Origin of the sequence: Rhodococcus sp. NPDC006774 (genome assembly GCF_040636045.1) — a bacterium.
In the GTDB taxonomy this organism is placed as follows: Bacteria; Actinomycetota; Actinomycetes; order Mycobacteriales; family Mycobacteriaceae; genus Rhodococcoides.
Genome location: NZ_JBEYIW010000007.1, coordinates 250,386 through 267,646 on the forward strand (window position 1 = coordinate 250,386; position 17,261 = coordinate 267,646).

16 protein-coding genes are annotated in these 17,261 nt (G+C 63.1%); 10 read left to right on the forward strand and 6 right to left on the reverse strand.

Annotated elements, in window-relative coordinates:
* Positions 1–18 precede the first annotated feature (18 nt).
* The gene (locus ABZ677_RS13760; protein ID WP_094609224.1) at positions 19–1,398 is read left to right on the forward strand and encodes an SLC13 family permease; all 1,380 of its coding nucleotides are present in this window, start codon (positions 19–21) and stop codon (positions 1,396–1,398) included.
* Between the two features lie 106 nt (positions 1,399–1,504).
* Here ABZ677_RS13760 and ABZ677_RS13765 read toward each other — a convergent pair whose 3' ends face one another.
* Positions 1,505–1,990, reverse strand: a complete 486-nt coding sequence (locus ABZ677_RS13765) for an Lrp/AsnC family transcriptional regulator (RefSeq protein WP_052058764.1) — start codon at positions 1,988–1,990, stop codon at positions 1,505–1,507.
* 158 nt (positions 1,991–2,148) lie between these two features.
* On the opposite strand from ABZ677_RS13765, the gene pdhA reads away from it, so the two are divergent.
* The 4 genes from pdhA to lpdA are packed head-to-tail and all read left to right on the forward strand — an operon-like array spanning position 2,149 to position 6,918.
* Positions 2,149–3,264, forward strand: coding sequence for a pyruvate dehydrogenase (acetyl-transferring) E1 component subunit alpha (gene pdhA, locus ABZ677_RS13770; protein ID WP_358370137.1), 1,116 nt, complete (start codon positions 2,149–2,151; stop codon positions 3,262–3,264).
* Complete coding sequence (locus tag ABZ677_RS13775; protein ID WP_358370139.1) at positions 3,261–4,265, forward strand: alpha-ketoacid dehydrogenase subunit beta; 1,005 nt, start codon at positions 3,261–3,263, stop codon at positions 4,263–4,265. The genes pdhA and ABZ677_RS13775 overlap by 4 nt, the downstream gene beginning before the upstream one ends.
* Positions 4,262–5,548, forward strand: coding sequence for a dihydrolipoamide acetyltransferase family protein (locus tag ABZ677_RS13780; protein ID WP_358370142.1), 1,287 nt, complete (start codon positions 4,262–4,264; stop codon positions 5,546–5,548). Before ABZ677_RS13775 ends, ABZ677_RS13780 begins: the two co-directional genes overlap by 4 nt.
* On the forward strand, positions 5,545–6,918 hold the full coding sequence (gene lpdA / locus ABZ677_RS13785) for a dihydrolipoyl dehydrogenase (RefSeq protein WP_358370145.1): 1,374 nt from the start codon (positions 5,545–5,547) through the stop codon (positions 6,916–6,918). Before ABZ677_RS13780 ends, lpdA begins: the two co-directional genes overlap by 4 nt.
* A 102-nt stretch (positions 6,919–7,020) precedes the next feature.
* On the opposite strand, the gene ABZ677_RS13790 is transcribed toward lpdA, so the two are convergent.
* Positions 7,021–7,545: an AsnC family transcriptional regulator gene (locus ABZ677_RS13790; RefSeq protein WP_358370148.1), complete on the reverse strand. Its 525-nt coding sequence runs from the start codon at positions 7,543–7,545 to the stop codon at positions 7,021–7,023.
* A 207-nt stretch (positions 7,546–7,752) separates the two neighbouring features.
* On the opposite strand from ABZ677_RS13790, the gene hppD reads away from it, so the two are divergent.
* Positions 7,753–8,958 (forward strand): 4-hydroxyphenylpyruvate dioxygenase, encoded by a 1,206-nt coding sequence (gene hppD, locus ABZ677_RS13795; RefSeq protein ID WP_358370150.1) that lies wholly within the window; start codon positions 7,753–7,755, stop codon positions 8,956–8,958.
* A gap of 110 nt (positions 8,959–9,068) precedes the next feature.
* Here the strand turns inward: hppD and ABZ677_RS13800 are convergent, their stop codons facing one another.
* Both ABZ677_RS13800 and ABZ677_RS13805 read right to left on the reverse strand, forming a co-directional pair.
* A complete protein-coding gene (locus tag ABZ677_RS13800; protein WP_358370152.1) occupies positions 9,069–10,052 on the reverse strand; it encodes an NAD(P)-dependent oxidoreductase in 984 nt (327 codons plus the stop codon).
* An 89-nt stretch (positions 10,053–10,141) separates the two neighbouring features.
* Positions 10,142–11,212 (reverse strand): isocitrate/isopropylmalate dehydrogenase family protein, encoded by a 1,071-nt coding sequence (locus ABZ677_RS13805; protein ID WP_358370155.1) that lies wholly within the window; start codon positions 11,210–11,212, stop codon positions 10,142–10,144.
* Between the two features lie 279 nt (positions 11,213–11,491).
* Between ABZ677_RS13805 and ABZ677_RS13810 the strand changes: the two genes are divergently transcribed.
* The 3 genes from ABZ677_RS13810 (at position 11,492) to ABZ677_RS13820 (ending at position 13,009) form a co-directional block, all read left to right on the forward strand.
* Positions 11,492–11,896 carry a VOC family protein gene (locus tag ABZ677_RS13810; protein WP_358370158.1) on the forward strand — a complete coding sequence of 135 codons (405 nt, stop codon included), beginning with the start codon at positions 11,492–11,494 and terminating at the stop codon, positions 11,894–11,896.
* Positions 11,893–12,207 (forward strand): helix-turn-helix domain-containing protein, encoded by a 315-nt coding sequence (locus ABZ677_RS13815; RefSeq protein ID WP_358370161.1) that lies wholly within the window; start codon positions 11,893–11,895, stop codon positions 12,205–12,207. Before ABZ677_RS13810 ends, ABZ677_RS13815 begins: the two co-directional genes overlap by 4 nt.
* Before the next feature lie 91 nt (positions 12,208–12,298).
* Positions 12,299–13,009: a hypothetical protein gene (locus ABZ677_RS13820; RefSeq protein WP_358370164.1), complete on the forward strand. Its 711-nt coding sequence runs from the start codon at positions 12,299–12,301 to the stop codon at positions 13,007–13,009.
* A 132-nt stretch (positions 13,010–13,141) separates the two neighbouring features.
* On the opposite strand, the gene ABZ677_RS13825 is transcribed toward ABZ677_RS13820, so the two are convergent.
* Positions 13,142–14,443, reverse strand: coding sequence for an MFS transporter (locus tag ABZ677_RS13825; RefSeq protein WP_358370167.1), 1,302 nt, complete (start codon positions 14,441–14,443; stop codon positions 13,142–13,144).
* A 293-nt stretch (positions 14,444–14,736) separates the two neighbouring features.
* Between ABZ677_RS13825 and ABZ677_RS13830 the strand changes: the two genes are divergently transcribed.
* Positions 14,737–16,146, forward strand: a complete 1,410-nt coding sequence (locus ABZ677_RS13830) for an FAD-linked oxidase C-terminal domain-containing protein (RefSeq protein ID WP_358370170.1) — start codon at positions 14,737–14,739, stop codon at positions 16,144–16,146.
* Here the strand turns inward: ABZ677_RS13830 and ABZ677_RS13835 are convergent.
* Positions 16,130–17,242, reverse strand: coding sequence for a helix-turn-helix domain-containing protein (locus tag ABZ677_RS13835; protein ID WP_358370172.1), 1,113 nt, complete (start codon positions 17,240–17,242; stop codon positions 16,130–16,132). The two genes, ABZ677_RS13830 and ABZ677_RS13835, sit on opposite strands and share 17 nt — an antisense overlap.
* Positions 17,243–17,261 lie beyond the last annotated feature (19 nt).

Here is a 17,261-nt window from a genome sequence, read left to right on the forward strand (position 1 = left end):
CCGTCCGAAAGGCCAGCCATGGTCTACGCAATCTCGATCATTGCCTTGATCGCAATTTTCACCGTCGCCACGATCACACCCATCAACATGGGTCTGCTCGCTTTCGCCGGCGCATTCGTCGTCGGTGGCGCAATATCCGGCATCCCTGTCGAGGATGTGATCGATGCCTTCCCAGGAAGCACTTTCATCATCGTCGGCGGCATCACCTTGCTGTTCGCCATCGCCAAAGCCAACGGAACCATCGATGTCGTCATCGATCGATCTCTCCGACTCGTGGGCGGACGGCGCTGGGCCATCCTGTGGATGATGTTCTTGCTGTCCGGTCTGCTGATGGCCCTCGGATCCGTTCTTGCCGTGGGCATGCTGGCACCGATCGCGATGCCACTGGCCAAGCGCAACAACATCAATCCCTTCCTGATGGGCATGGTCGTCAGCCATGGGGCTCTCGCGTGCTGCTTCTCCCCGATCAACCTCTACGGTGCCTTCGTCAACGGTTTGATGGACTCCACCGGCGTGGGCTCACATCCGCTGGCTCTGTTCCTCATCCCGTTCGTGCTCAACACCCTCATCGCCCTCGTGCTGTTCCTCGTACTCGGCCGTGACCTCATTCGTGATCGGACCCGCGCGTTCGATGTCCAGGACCTGCGCGACAACGAAGGCGGACTGCCCGTACCGTCGAGCCCGCGCCCGGGCTACACCGGACTGCCCGAGGGTAGCGGGGGCGGCACTTCCGTACAGGTCGAGGTCGATCACATCGAATCGTCCTCTATCACAACAGTTCCCAATGAGACCGTACCGCTCAACCGAATCCGAGTACTCACTCTGCTCGGCATCGCGGCCCTGGTCGTGTTGTCCGTGAGCCTGGGGCTCGACATCGGAGTCAGCGCAATCTGTGTGTCGGTCGTGTTGCTGCTGCTGACACCCAAGACTCACCCCAAGGTCGTCGACAACATCGCCTGGCCCGCCGTGGTCCTGGTCTGCGGTGTTCAGACGTACATGGCGGTCATGACCCAGAACGGCACGCTCGGATTCCTCGGCGACGCTGCGTCGGCCCTCGGTTCCCCCCTGTTGACGGCGCTCATCCTGTGCTACGCGGTAGCGATCATCTCGGCATTCGGATCATCGATCGGAACCATCGGCATCGCTCTTCCTCTCGCCGCACCGCTGCTCGCCGCCGGTGAACTCGGTGCCATCGGATTCGTTGCTGCCATTGCCTTCTCGGCGACCGTGGTCGATGTCAGCCCGTTCTCCACCAACGGGGTCATGGTTCTGGCGGAAGCCCGAGTGGACGACAAGGCCCGGTTCCAGCGAAAGATGATGGGGTACTGCGCACTCGTCGTTCTCATCGCCCCACCGACGGTGTGGCTGCTGACGGTGGTCGCCCCCTCGGTCATCTGACCCGATCGCACAGCCCCTGCTCACCGACCCCTCACTCAGTAGAGGTTTGGTAGGCAGGGGCTTTCGGCGTCTGGGCGGTAGTGCGTGACTCGACCGGATCGGGCGATCAGCGTTCGGTGGCCGGCCTCGTGCGCCCAAGACCGCCTCGGTCCTCGTCGAAGATCAACCACGTGCGGGTCGCCCGAACGCCGTCGAGCGATTGCAGCCCCTCCAGCACCACTTGCCGCAGACTCTCGTTGTCGGGAGTCCTGATGAGCACCAGCACGTCGAAATCCCCTCCGAGCAAACTGAAATGGTCGACGAACTCCATCGATCGCAACCCCTCGGACACGCTGCGCCAGGAATCCTGACGGATCGACAGCGCGATGAATGCAGAGGTCCCGAGTCCGGATGCCGCGTGGTCGACCTGCACGGTGAACCGCTCGATGACGCCCGCATCCTTGAGCCTGTCCACTCGCGTATAGGTATGTGCACGAGAGAGATTCAGTCGATCTGCCAGTACCCGCATGGAGATCCGACCGTCGGCGGTGAGTTCGGTGAGAATGCGGCGATCGGTGTCGTCCAGTTCCACTCGCTTCGAGACCTCGTCCATTCGTCCGCTCCTCTGCGTCAGTTCACCGCCCCGATCGGACATATTTCAACTCTGATCCATCGTCGGCAGCCATATGTCTGCAATTTTACGCCGTTAGGTATTCCACATGACGCTATCGGCCAGAATCGCCCTACAAGCCAATTTCAGGAGAGTGCGCCATGACGACCGTCGAGAAGGTTCCGGCAACGTCCTACCAACAGTTCATGCCCGCCGACCGTCCCGTGCAATATCTCGCACCGGACGGGACGGGCGTCGACAGCGCCGCACGCTATGCGCGGCCGTCCGACGAACGCCTGTTGGAAATGTATGGCTCGATGGTGCACGGCCGCCGATTCGACCAGCAGGCAACAGCATTGACCAAGCAGGGCCGCCTCGCGGTCTACCCGTCGGCCCGCGGACAGGAGGCCTGCCAGATCGCGGCTGCGTTGTGCCTGGACGAGCAGGACTGGATGTTCCCGACGTACCGCGACTCGATGGCGCTCGCGGCGCGTGGAGTCGATCAGGTGGAGCTGCTCGGCATGCTTGCCGGCTACTGGCACTGCGGTTACGACCCGGCCGCCTACAAGGTCGCTCCCCAATGCACACCGTTGGCAACACAGTTGTTGCACGCGACCGGCTTCGCATACGCCGAGTCCAAGCAGGGACGCGACACCGTCGCCCTCGCGTTCTGCGGAGACGGCGCCACCAGCGAGGGTGACTTCCACGAGGCTCTCAACTTCGCAGCGGTGTTCCGCGCCCCGGTCATCTTCCTGGTCCAGAACAACGGATTCGCCATCAGCGTTCCGCTGGCGCGCCAGAGCGCCGCGCCGTCGTTGTCGCACAAGGGCGTGGGCTACGGCATCGGTAGCGAGCAGGTCGACGGCAACGACCCCGTCGCGATGATGGCGGTGATGGACGAGGCCGTGAAGTACGTCCGCGCAGGCAAGGGACCGGTGGTCGTCGAGGCGCACACCTACCGCATGGACGCCCACACCAACGCCGACGACGCCACCCGCTACCGCAAGGCCGACGAGGTCGAGGGCTGGCTGGCCCGAGATCCCCTCTCGCGCCTCGATTCCTACCTGCGTGCCCAGGGGGTTCTCACCGACGAACTCCGCGAGCAGATGACCGTCTCCGCTGACGCGGATGCGGCAGCGCTTCGGGCAGGCATGAACGCAGAGCAGGATGTCGACCCCGAGGACCTCTTCCGGTTCGTCTACTCCTCCCCCACCCCCGGTCTGATCGAACAGCGCAATCAGATCGCCGCCGAGATCGCAGCAGGAGAACTGTCATGACCACGATGACCATGGCCGGAGCCCTCAACGCCGCCCTGCGCGATGCGTTGACCGAGGACGAGAAGGTCGTCGTGTTCGGCGAGGATGTCGGCACTCTCGGCGGCGTCTTCCGCGTCACCGACGGACTGACCCGCGACTTCGGCGACGACCGCTGCTTCGACACCCCGCTCGCCGAGTCGGGCATCGTCGGATTCGCGATCGGGATGGCGATGTCGGGCTACAAGCCCGTCGTCGAGATGCAGTTCGACGCGTTCGCCTACCCGGCCTTCGAGCAGATCGTCTCCCACGTGGCCAAGCTGCGCAACAGAACTCGGGGCTCGCTGACCGCACCGATGGTCATCCGGATTCCATTTGCCGGCGGCATCGGCGGCGTCGAGCACCACTGCGACTCGTCCGAGGCCTACTACGCTCACACTCCGGGCCTGAAGGTCGTATCCCCGTCCACCGTCGCCGACGCCTACTCCCTGATGCGCGACGCCATCGCCGATCCCGATCCGGTGATCTTCCTCGAACCGAAGCGGCTGTACTTCTCCAAGGACGACATCGAGCTGACCAAGACCGAGCCGATCGGCACGGCCGTCGTCCGTCGGGCCGGCACCGACGTCACGCTTCTCGCCTACGGACCGACGGTGTCCGTGGCCATGCAGGCCGCGGAGTTCGCGGCCGAGGACGGCCGTAGCGTCGAGGTCGTCGACCTGCGATCGCTCAATCCGTTCGACGACGAGACCGTCGCGGCCTCGGTACGTAAGACGGGACGCTGCATCGTGGTCCAGGAGGCGCAGGGCTTCGCAGGCGTCGCCGCGGAAGTCGCTTCGCGCGTCTCCGAGCGCTGCTTCCATCACCTGCATGCCCCGGTACTGCGTGTTTCCGGACTCGACATCCCATATCCCGCACCGAAACTCGAACACTTCCATCTGCCGTCCGCAGACCGCGTACTCGACGCGATCGACCGGCTGCAGTGGAACGACGCCCCCGATCTCAGCAAGGCGGTCACAGTATGAGCATGCAGGTGTTCCTGCTCCCCGACCTCGGTGAAGGACTGACCGAGGCCGAGATCGTCGAGTGGAAGGTCAAGCCCGGCGACACCGTCACCATCGATCAGGTCGTCGTCGAAGTGGAGACCGCGAAAGCGTCCGTGGAGGTGCCCTGCCCGTTCGAGGGCGTCGTCGGCGAACTGCATGCGGCCGAGGGCACGTCACTCGCGGTCGGCGCGCCGCTGATCAGCATCACCGGCGGTGCCGTCGCCGACGTTCCCGCCGCCCACGAGCAGTACCGCGAAGAGGAAAGAGCCGGCTCGGGAAATGTGCTGATCGGCTACGGCACGGGGCACGGTCCCACCGGCCGTCGCAAACGTGCTTCGCAGCGGCAGAGTGCGGCTGCGCCACAGTGGAGTGAAAAAGCGCCCCCTGCGGCACTCAACCACGCCACTGCACCGAAGGTGCTCTCCCCCATCGTCCGGAGCATGGCGCTGCAGGGCGGTCTCGATCTGGGCAGTATCGACACAGAAGGCAGCCACGGCGTCATCACTCGTGCAGACGTCGAGCGCGCCTTGTCGACGAATGTTCCTACGGTTGCGTCCTCGACCGACGGAGTCACTCGAATCCCGATCACCGGGATACGTAAAGCCATCGCAGACAAGCTCTCTCGTAGTCGTTCGGAGATTCCCGAGGCCACCGTCTGGGTCGACGTCGATGCGACGGCGCTGCTGCAGGCCCGCCGCGACCTCGATGCCTCCATAGACGGCGTCAAGGTGACGTTGCTGGCGGTACTCGCCAAGCTGACGATGATCGCGTTGGCGAAGTTCCCGGAGCTCAACAGTACCGTCGATACCGCTGCGGGTGAGATCCTGCGCTACGAGAACATCGGGCTCGGCATTGCTGCCCAGACCGATCGCGGACTGATGGTTCCGGTTGTGCCGCAGGCCGACAAGGCAGATCTGAAGGAACTCGCCGAACGGCTGGCCGAGTTGACCGAGCTCGCACGGACCGGTTCCCTCCCCGCAGCTCGCCTGAGCGGAGGAACGTTCACCCTCAACAACTACGGCGTGTTCGGGGTCGACGGCTCGGCCGCGATCATCAACCATCCCGAGGCTGCGATTCTCGGCATCGGACGCATCATCGACCGCCCGTGGGTCGTCGACGGCCAATTGGCCGTGCGCAAGGTGGCGCAGCTGTCGTTGGCGTTCGATCACCGCGTGTGCGACGGCGGGGTGGCCGGCGGGTTCTTGCGCACGGTGGCGGACTATGTCGAAAACCCGGTCGTGGCATTGGGATCCGTCCGATGAGCGCTCATGGCGTCGATGTTCTGATCCTCGGAGGCGGCTCCGGTGGATACTCCTGCGCGCTGCGTGCCGACCAACTCGGCCTCTCGGTCGCGCTGGTCGAGGAAGACAAGCTCGGCGGCACCTGTCTGCACCGCGGATGCATCCCCACCAAGGCGCTGCTGCACACCGCCGAGGTCGCCGATGCAGTTCGCGGCTCGGCGCATGTCGGCGTCACCGCATCGCTGACCGGGGTGGACATGCCCGCGGCACTGGACTACCAGCGCAGCGTGGTCGCCGGCCTGTACGGAGGTCTGCAGGGACTGCTGAAGCGGCCGGGTATCGAAATCGTCTCGGGCCGTGGCCAGGTCGTCGGTCCTCGCACCGTCGAGGTGGAGGGTCGACGCATCACCGGAGGCTCGCTGGTTCTCGCCACCGGGTCGTATTCGCGCACCATTCCGGGAATCGAACTGGGGCCGCGGGTGCTCACCAGCGACAGCGCACTGTCGCTGGATCGAGTGCCCGAGTCGGTCGTCGTGCTCGGCGGCGGTGTGATCGGCATCGAATTCGCCAGCATCTGGGCATCGTTCGGTACGAAGGTCACCGTCGTCGAGGCACTCGATCGCATCGTTCCGGGTGAGGACGAATGGTCCTCGAAACAGCTCACCAAGGCACTACGCAAGCGCGGCATCGACATTCGTACCGGTACCAAGGTCGAGACCGTCACCGAATCATCCGACGACGTCTCGGTGGCCCTGTCGTCCGGGGATACCCTCACGGCCGATCTGGTGCTGGTGTCCGTCGGCCGCGGACCCCGCACCGACGGTCTCGGCCTGGCCGAGCAGGGCATCGCCACCGAACGCGGTTTCGTCACAGTCGACGACAACCTGCTCACCACTACGGACGGCACCTATGCCGTCGGCGACATCGTGGCGGGATATCAGTTGGCACACCGCGGTTTCCAGCACGGCATATTCGTCGCCGAGCACATCGCCGGCCTCGCGCCCGCGCGCATCGACGGCGACGTCGTTCCGCGAGTAACGTATTCGCACCCCGAGGTAGCGTCGGTGGGGCTCACCGAGAAGGCCGCAGAGGAGAAGTTCGGCACGGTGACGTCGGTGGTCTACGACCTCGGCGGCAACGGCAAGAGCCGCATTCTGGCCACAGCGGGCGGTGTCAAAGTGATTCGTGCACGCGACGACGGTCCTGTCGTCGGGGTTCACCTCGTCGGCGACCGTGTAGGCGAATTGATCGGCGAAGCCCAACTCGCAGTCGCATGGGAAGCACTACCGTCCGAGGTCGGCAGCTTCGTCCATGCCCACCCCACCCAGAACGAGGCACTCGGTGAAGCAATGATGGTGCTGTCGGGTCGGCCGCTGCACGCGCACAGCTGATCTGGGGGCAGCTGGATCGTCCTCGACGGGATCATTCTCGACGTGGCCACCGACACAGCACTTACGTCCGATGTCGGTGGCCCGTCAGGGTTCGTGTCACGCTTACTGTTCATCTTTCCGGAAAGCAGGTGCCTTGCTTGCTTTCTCGGTGTTCAGTGTTGCGATGAGAGGCAGTGTTCGCAACGAGATGATCTCCGACAGAGCGATCACGCTGGTCGACCTCGACACCACGCCGGACTTGTTCAGGGCGATCAGTGTGGCTTGTAGGCCGTCGTGGGATGCCGCAGCGATACGGCACAACACGTCTCCGGCCCCGGTCGTCGCAAAAGCCTCCAGCACACCCGGGATCGATTCCAATTCCGATGTGACCGAATCCAACGCACCCTGCACAATTTCGAGAGTCACGAAGGCTTGCACCCCGAAGCCCGCGGCCGAGAGGCCGATCCGCGGTTCGTATCCGGCCAGGACACCCGCATTCTCCAGCCTCCGAAGTCTCGAATGCACCGTCGCGCGAGCGACATTCACGAGTCGAGAGAGTTCCAGCGCGCCTGCGCGCGGGTGATGATGCATCGCAGTCAGCAAAGCGAAATCCAACTCGTCGAGAGTCACCGCACCGCGTGCCGCCATCGCCTGTCCCCTTCCGCGCATTTTCTAGACACATCGTATAGCTACAACGGCACTTTACCGGTCGATCCAGACACACTGCCTAGCTTGAGATGTGTTGATTGACTAGCGCCGCATCGTTGGGTTTGCTGAGTGCACAGCCTCGGTCCCGCCGCCGGCCGGCCATCCACTCTCGCGCAGACAGCCCTTCCAGCGATAGGAGCACAATCCATGTCCATCGAACAAACGCTCACCAACGAAGAGCAGCTCGCAGACCTCGGCCTCGAGCAACTCCAGCAGCTCGTCGGGCTGGTGGAATACGACGGCGCACGTGACCCCTTCCCGGTCAGCGGGTGGGACGGACTGGTGTGGATCGTCGGTAATGCAACGCAGACCGCCCACTTCTTCCAATCCGCATTCGGGATGGAACTGGTTGCCTACTCCGGCCCGTCGACAGGTAACCGGGACCATCATGCCTTCGTATTGAAAAGCGGCGCAGTGCGATTCGTGATCAAAGGTGCCGTGGACCCGCAGAGCTCATTGATCGAACACCACCGGAAACACGGTGACGGAATTATCGACATCTCGCTCGCAGTCCCCGATGTCGACAAGTGCATCGCCCACGCCCGGTCGCAGGGAGCAACCGTTCTCGTCGAACCGCACGATGCGTCCGACGACAACGGAACCGTCCGATCGGCAACCATCGCCACCTACGGGGACACCCAGCACACTCTCGTCGACCGTTCGCGGTACAACGGCCCCTATCTGCCCGGATACATCGAGCGAACATCTGCTTACGTCAAACGAGACGGCGCACCCAAGCGCATCTTTCAGGCACTCGATCATGTGGTCGGAAACGTCGAGCTGGGCAAGATGGATCAGTGGGTGGACTTCTACAACCGGGTCATGGGCTTCACCAACATGGCCGAGTTCGTCGGCGCGGACATCGCCACCGACTACTCGGCATTGATGAGCAAGGTCGTGTCCAACGGGAACCATCGCGTGAAGTTCCCGCTCAACGAGCCTGCGATCGCCAAGAAGCGATCCCAGATCGACGAGTACCTCGACTTCTACCAGGGCCCCGGCGCACAGCACCTGGCATTGGCCACGAACGACATCCTGACCGCAGTGGACCAGCTCCGCGCCGAAGGAATCGAATTTCTCACCACCCCGGACAGCTACTACGAGGACCCGGAACTCCGCGCGCGTATCGGCGAAGTTCGAGCACCCATCGAGGAACTACAGAAGCGCGGAATTCTCGTCGACCGTGACGAAGACGGCTACCTGCTGCAGATCTTCACCAAGCCCCTCGTGGACCGACCCACGGTCTTCTTCGAGTTGATCGAACGCCACGGCTCGCTCGGTTTCGGACTCGGCAACTTCAAAGCATTGTTCGAGGCCATCGAACGCGAACAGGCCGCACGCGGAAACTTCTGAGCCTCGACTGGACTGCGTCGACAGACAACAATGGTGTGTCCCCACTGAACCGGGGACACACCATTGTCGACTACCAACCGCTGGTCGGCGGTCAGGTACAGAGTCTGACTTCACACATCCACGGTGACCGCCGCACGTTTGACCGTAGTGATCACTCCGCTGGGGATACCACCTCGAAGGACCGTATCGAAGTTGTGCCACACGGTCTCGATTCTGCGCTGGACGTTCTCCCAGCCGACTCCGGCCATATGCGGCGTGCACACGACCTGATCCAGCCGAAGCAATTCGCTCGATAGGTCCAGCGGCTCGCTCTGGTACACATCCAGGCCGGCACCGGCGATGCGGCCATCACGCAGGAATTCGATCAGTGCGGTCTCGTCCACGACTTCGCCGCGTCCGACGTTGACGAGAACCCCGCTGCGTTTCATCATCGCCAGTTCGTCTCGGCCGATCATCCGATCCGATTCCTCGTTCAACGGGACACTGAGGCAGACGACATCCGATACGGCCATCAGTTCCGACAGTGAGACCTGCCGAGCCGAGATGAGTTCGGAAACGGTGAGGGGTATTTCGGCGTTGTCGTAGAAGACGACGTTGGCTCCGAACCCGTGATGGACTATCTTGCCCACCCACCGACCGATATTTCCCAGACCGACGATTCCGACGGTCTTTCCGTACAGCTCCGAGTACGAGGTCTCGTCCAGCTCTTGGCGCCACTTTCCGTCTCGCATCAGCTCCATCGACGCCGGAATTCGCCTGAGCAGCGTCAACATCAACGTGAGCGCATGTTCAGCGACGGAAATCGAGTGCGTCTTCATCTGCGCAACCGGGACACCCAGTTCGTTCAATACGGGGAGCGAGAGTTGTCCGTAGCCGGAACTCATGTACTGGATGAACTTGACGTTCTTTGCTGCGCGGAAGACGTCCTCCGGAACGTCGACGCCCGAGATGATGAAGTCGGCATCAGCGGCTTCCTCGCACATCTCGGACACGTCGGAATCCAAAGACATGATTTTGACCTCGAATCCATCCGGAACGGATTCGGTGATTCGGTCGATGTAGTCCTTCAACGGATTGACAAACAAAATTTTCATTGTCATGGCGTCACTTTCGGTGTTCGTTGTCGAACCGCGATCCGCGGTTCGCGTCGATCTCTACGCAGCACGCGAGGTGCCGCATTGGATCAGGCCGGCAGAGCGTCGACGACCGCTTCCACTACATCTTGGGTACTTGCCGATCCGCCCAGATCACGCGACCGCGGGCCCGACTCCAGCGCGGACTCGACAGCATCCTGGATACCCCGTGCGGCGGCGATGCAGCGATCGTCTCCGCGTCGTTCGCCGAGCCACTCCAGCATCATGGCGGCAGAGAGAATCATCGCGATCGGATTTGCTATGCCTTTGCCCGCGATATCGGGCGCGCTCCCGTGCGAAGGCTGGAATACTCCGCGCTCCGAACTGACATCGGCCGACGGCGCGACACCGAGACCTCCGACGAGACCTGCTGCGATCTCGGACACGATATCGCCGAAAATGTTTTCGGTGACCACGACGTCGAAGCGCTCGGGGTTGGTGACCATGAGCATGGATCCCGCATCGATGTAGAGCTTTGCGCTCCCGATGTCGGGGTTCTTCGCTGCAACCTCGTCGAAGACTCTCTCCATGAGGACATTGCTGCGCAGGGCATTCGACTTGTGCAGCAACGTCACGTGCCCCGGCGTTCCCCTCTTGCGTCGTTCCCGCGCCTGCCCGAAGGCCATTGCGAAGAGCCTCTCGCAATTGGCCCGGGTGATCGTCATCCGATCGCTCGCCTGCTCGTCGCTGGGCTCGTGCACGTCGGCCAATCCGGCGAACATGCCCTCGGTCGTCTCGCGGATCACGAGCATGTCGATGTGTTCCGCCTTCACAGCACTATCGACTCCTCGGAACAGCCGAACCGGCCGGAGACTCGAGAAAAGTCCGTAGTGCGCGCGCATTTCGACCTGAGCGCCGAGCTCGAGCCCTTCGGGATCACGGACGTCGGGTAGGCCCATCGCGCCGAACAACACGGCGTCGGACTTTCCTATCTCGTCCATGTCCGCCTCGGTGATCCTGCGCCCCGTGCGGCGGTACAGATCTGCACTGAAGTCATGAAATGCGAATTCCATCTCCAGCCCGTAGCGCGCTTCACATTTTTTCAGGACGGTCAGGGCAGCATCCACCACTTCGGTTCCGATTCCGTCGCCGGGGATGACGGCAATGTCGTATCGAGTCACTGTTCTCCTGCTTCGCTTGTCGCACGCGCCTGCGCTGTCGAGTCAAACAGCGAAGGCTCATTCGATTGTCACTGAGCGTTCTCATTCAGTGAGAATTTAATTACTGATTTATGAGAAGAATAGCAACGCGTGACTGGCCTCACAAGTAACCGTGCACAGCGATGGATGCCACGCTCGGCACTGATGGAGGAAGTTTCTCCATCGAGCGCTCGTGAGCTGCAGGAACGGTCGGCGAGCACAGGCTTTGACTCGGCACTTGCATTTTCCAAGCATGAGTCCATGAGCCTGTTCATCACCTGCCCCGTCGAGAACGTCGAGCGCGCGACCGCCTTTTACACGGCGCTCGGTTGGACCCTCGACACCGAGATGTCCGACCACAACGTGTCGTGCTTCGCCATCACGCCAGGGCAGTACGTCATGCTCGGCAGCCGCGAGATGTATGCGAGCGTGGGTGGTACCGAGGAGCTGATCGGCGGACCCGACACCCCGTCGAAGGTCACGGTCTCGTTCGACCTCGGCAGCCGAGAGGCAGTCGACGAGCTGATCGAGCGTGCCGGTGCTGCCGGTGGACGGATCGGAGACACCGATGACTACGCATTCATGTACCAACGTCAGTTCGACGACCTCGACGGATACCACTATTCGCCGTTCTGGATGAAGCCGGACACCGATACGGCCGAATGAGCGGCCTCTCCGACGCCCTCGACATCGTCGGCGCACGGTGGGCGCTTCTCATTGTCGAGCCGCTACTCGAGGAGCCGCAGCGGTATGGCGATCTGCAGCGCGACCTGGGCGTACCGACTAACATGCTCGCTACCCGGCTACGCGAACTGGAGGCGGCCGGCGTGTTGACTCGTCTCCCCCTTCGGCACAACACTCGGGCCTACGCCCTGACCGAGAGAGGCCGCGCCTTGCGTGGCGCAATTGCCGCACTCGAGGACTGGGGCAAAGCAGCTGCTCCACAAGTTCGTGATTCGGATGTGAGCACGACCTGACCGGAACCTTCATCTTCGGCGACCGTGTCAGAGAAACCAGACGCGCGGGCCAACACACCGGACTACTGCAGGAGGAGGGACGTGGAGACGAGTGGATACGGTACAAGCCGTGGTCGTGTTCTACATCGCGATCTGGGTCGGAGTGTCGGCGGTCGCGGCGATGGTCGGCAAACGGCGAGTGCTGTCATGGGTGGCCGCGGTTGCATGGACCGTCCCCGCCGCTTGGCTGACGCTCATCGGGACATGGATACTTCCGGACCGAAGTCTGTACGAGCCTGCGGCCTCGGTCGCACCGTCTGAGCTGTGGCCGGTCCACCTCGCGTTGGCCGTGTGGGTGATGCCCTTCGCGGGCGTGGCTGTGTGGCTGCGAAGCGGGAGAGCGGTTCGTAACGCGTGCACGATCTGTGGGATCGCTGTTGCGACGGGCGTAGCGGTGACCGTCTTCCAGATGGCCAACCCGGACGAACTGATCTTTCTGACAACTCGAAGCGACCGGCCGCACGTCTACATCATCGTTGGCTTAACTCTCACCGTCATGGGGCTCGTTCTCATCGCAGGCGTCGTCCGGCAACCGGGAACACGTCACGTCAACCGTCTTGTCGCGGGCGCGGTCGTATTCGGGGGTGCGGCCGTGACCACCTCGATGGGCGGTCTGCTCTGGCTCAGCTGGCTGTGTGTTGTCGCCGCAACAGTCGCTCTGGTCATCGCAGCGATCCGCGCCGATCGTCGACGCCAAATGCCTCGTCGGTCCGAACAGAGCGCAAGCGAATTCAGACAGGGTGGTCGCGAGCGGTCGGCGTGAATTGCAGTCGGCGGTTTTGCGTGCGCTTATGCGGTCTTATCCACTGCACGGGTTCAGCGTCGCGGCCGGTCTTGCGTACAGACGACGAAAGCCCCGAAATCACAGCGGCTTCGGGGCTTTCGAGCAGATAACTCAGACGTTCAAATCCTCGTCTCGGCGATTCTTGATTCGCGAGGTCGCAATGAACGAGATTGCGGCCAGCATCATCAGGTAGATCGAGATCGACATCGAGGTGCCGGTTCCCTTGAACAATGCCTCGGAGATCGTCGGAACGAAGGCTCCACCGAGCACCGTGCCGATCGCGTAGCCGATGGACGCACCACTGAATCGGACTGCAGCCGGGAACATCTCGGCGTACAGGGCCGGCTGCGGTCCGTACGACAGTCCGAGTCCGACGGCAAACAGCCCGAGGGCCAGGTAGATCCAGTGCAACTCACCGGTGTCGACGAGCAGGAAGAACGGGATGGCGCACAGCACCATTGCCGCGTTTCCGAGGTTCATGATGGTGGTGCGGGCGTAGCGATCGGACAGATGCGCGCCGAGCAGAGTGAATACGCCCCAGACGATGGCTGCGAACAAGCTCGCCACCAACACATCCACGCGAGCGAGTCCGTGTTCACGGGTCGAGTACGCGACGATGAATCCGCCGACGATGATGTAGCCGTTGCCGTTGGTGCCGATGAACGACAGCGCGGCCAGCATGACCTGCTTCTTGTTGGTACGCCACAGTGCACGAACAGGAGTGTGGTTGCGCTCCTTGCGTTCCGAGAGCTCCTTGAATACCGGAGTCTCCTCGACCCGGCGTCGGATGTAGAAACCGACGAGAATGAGCACGAAGCTGATGAGGAACGGGATGCGCCAGCCCCAGGCCTCGAACTGCTCTTCACTGAGCAGACCGGTGCACAGCGCCAGTGTGCCGACCGCGATGAGCATGCCGAGCGGAACACCCATCTGGGTTGCGGCACCGTAGATTCCGCGCTTGCCCTTCGGTGCGTGCTCGACGGCCATCAGCGCAGCGCCGCCCCACTCACCGCCGGTGGAGAATCCCTGCAGGATGCGCAGCACGATCAGGATGATCGGAGCCCAGATGCCGATTGTCGCGTATGTGGGCAGCAGACCCATTCCGACGGTGGCCGCACCCATCAGGGTGAGGGTCGCGATGAGGACCTTCTTGCGGCCGATCTTGTCGCCGAAGTAGCCGGCGACGATGGCCCCGAGAGGACGGAAGACGAAGCTGATACCGATGGTGACGTAGGCGACCAGCTGTCCGGACGAGCCCATGGGCGCGAAGAACAGCTGAGCGAAGATCAGCGACGCGGCCTGCGCGTAGATGAAGAAGTCGTACCACTCGACGGTGGTTCCGACCATGCTGGCCATCGCGGCGCGGCGATGCTCACGCGACACCCCGGTGGGCGTCTCGACCTGTGTTGTCATCGACGATCTCGTTTCGTTCGGGCTCCGGCGCTCGGGCATCGAGCGGCAGTTCGGAGTGGTGGGGCGGGGTTGCGATGGGTGAAGGACGGCAACTATGCGCAAGCGCAGAACCGGATAAAACTCACCGTCCATTCGGTCGGTAATTACTGTGACCGGCGCCACCGTAGTTTGTCAAGGTGCTTGCGTACATAACAAGGCGATGGACGCACTTCGTCGGAAACTACCGATCGAAGCCTCGCGCTTCGTCCGAAACGACGCAGACATCGGTAGTGACGCCGGTCATACTCGAACTCATGGCTGCACCCACGTCGACTCTCGCTCAGCACTCTCCGGTCACCGACGAACTGGCTCGCGCCCTCGGTGCCGACGCCGTGATGACCGACCCCGACATTCTCGCCAGTTACCGGCACGACGCCGCAGCTCTGTGCGAATCCGACCTGCCACTGGTGGCGGTATTGCCGACCACGGAATCGGACGTGCAGGCCATCATGGAGATCGCCTCGGCACACCGCATTCCTGTTGTGCCACAGGGAGCATTGACCGGCCTGGCCGGAGCAGCGAACGCCAGCGTCGGAGCCATTGCCCTCAATACCCGACGCATGAACAAGATCGTCGAGTTGGACGTCGTCAACCGCACGGCCGTCGTGCAACCCGGCGTGACGAACAAGGAACTCAAAGACGCTGCTCGCGAACAGGGTTTGACGTATCTGCCGGACCCGTCCAGCTGGGAGGCGTCGACGATCGGCGGCAACATCGCCACCAACGCCGGCGGCCTGTGCTGCGTGAAGTACGGAGTGACAGCACGATTCGTGCGTGGACTACGTGTCGTACTCGCCGACGGCAGGGCGACCTTCGTCGGTCGACGCACCGTCAAAGGCGTGGCCGGGCTCTCTCTGGCCGAGCTGTTCGTCGGCTCCGAGGGAACGCTCGGCATCATCACCGAGGCCACCGTCGGCCTCGATTTCCCCAGCGCCGTACCACTCACGATGGCTGCGACCTTCCCGTCCACTGTCGCCGCAGGAGAGGCAGTGTCGAGGATACGTGCAGCGGGCATCACTCCGAGCCTGTTCGAGCTGCTGGACCGCACCACCATCGCCGCGATCGACGCCTACGCCCGGATGGACTTCGGCACCGATGCCGCGGCCGTGCTGATCGCCCAATCCGACATCGGCGCAGGCGCTGTGGAGGAGCTCGAGGCTATCGCTGCGCTGTGTACCGAATCCGGTGCGATCGATGTGGCCGTTGCCGAGGACGAGGTCGAGTCGGAGCAGCTCGTGCAGGCCCGTCGACTGGCGTACCCGGCACTCGAGCGTCTCGGATCGCCGTTGGTCGACGATGTGTCCGTTCCTATTTCACAACTCGCCACGATGATCGACGAGGTGGGTCGGGTGGCAGACCGGTTGGGTATCGTCATCGGAGTCGTCGGCCACGCCGGTGATGGGAACATCCATCCGACGGTCATCGTCGACCCCGTCGACCCGTCATCGTTGGCCAAGGCACACAGCGCGTTCGACGAGATCGCAGCATTCGCTCTCTCGCTCGGCGGGACCATCACCGGTGAGCACGGCGTCGGCCTGCTCAAACGCGATCTACTCGAGACCGAACTCGATCCCGTCGCAGCCGAACTGCAGCGTGGCATCAAGGAATTACTGGACCCGAACTATCTGCTCAATCCAGGCAAGGTCCTCACCGCCCGGCCCTGAGCCGGAGCGACATCCACACGAGCAATCGGGTATCGGGATCATCGAGATCGAGATCGAAGAGTTCCTTCGTCCGACGTAGCCGGTAGCGAAAGGTGTTGGCGTGCAGATACAGCGATGCCGACGCTGCGGCGACGTTGGATTCGTGCGCGAGTAGCGCCAGTACCGTCGTACCGTAGTCGGTACCTTCGGCGGCGTCGTACGAGAGCATCCGTTCGACGGCCGGAATCGCCAGCGGCACGTCCGAGAGCGCGCCGGTCGCCCTGTTCAGGGTGACGGGTATCCTGCTCTCCTCGAATGTCGTGGTGTGCGAACCCTTCTCGATCGCATCCAGCACCCAGTGCGCGTGGCTACGCGCCACCGCAGGCCGAGCATGCGACCCGCCGACGGCGAATGTCACCGGCACACCGAATGCCACCTCCGCCCGCCGTCGGACGCCCTCGGCTTCCTCGGCGACACCACCGTCGTCGTCCCTCGCCACGACGAAGAACACGACGTGATCGTCGACGACGAACCCGGAATCCGTATCACCGCCGAACGTGAGTTCCAACAGACCCCCGAGCTGCACGAGCAGGGTCTCCGGTTGCGCAGAGTCCACCTTCGCTGCCACTACCGCGAAGCGGCTACCGGGCGAGGTGACGACGGCGGGATCGGTCAACAACGCACGTGCCCTGGGGTTACCAGGCTCGGCCGGACGACGTCGAGCGAGGAGCAGTGGCACCGCGGCAGCGGCTGCGCGAGTCAATGCGGTGACCGCGCCGCGGTCGGGTGGGCCGGACGGAGCAGTGGAGACGATGCACCAGATCGAGCCGAGGTACTCACCGTCCACCGAGACGGCCACCGCCAGTCGCGGTAGCGCGCCAGGAACGTCGACCACATGGACCGTCGAACTTCCCCGAAAGAGCGGATCGATGTGGTGCACCATGTAGCGGGCCGGGACCTGCTTGCCCAGAATCCCGTCGCGCCGCACGTCGTCGATCGGCTGCCCTGGAACGGATGAATATGCAACGACGTAGCCCTGCGGATCCATCACCGACACTGCACCGCCCACTGCCGTGGCAGTTGCGTCTGCCAGTGCCGAGAGGTCTGCAGTGGTCACCGATTCACAGTACTTTCAT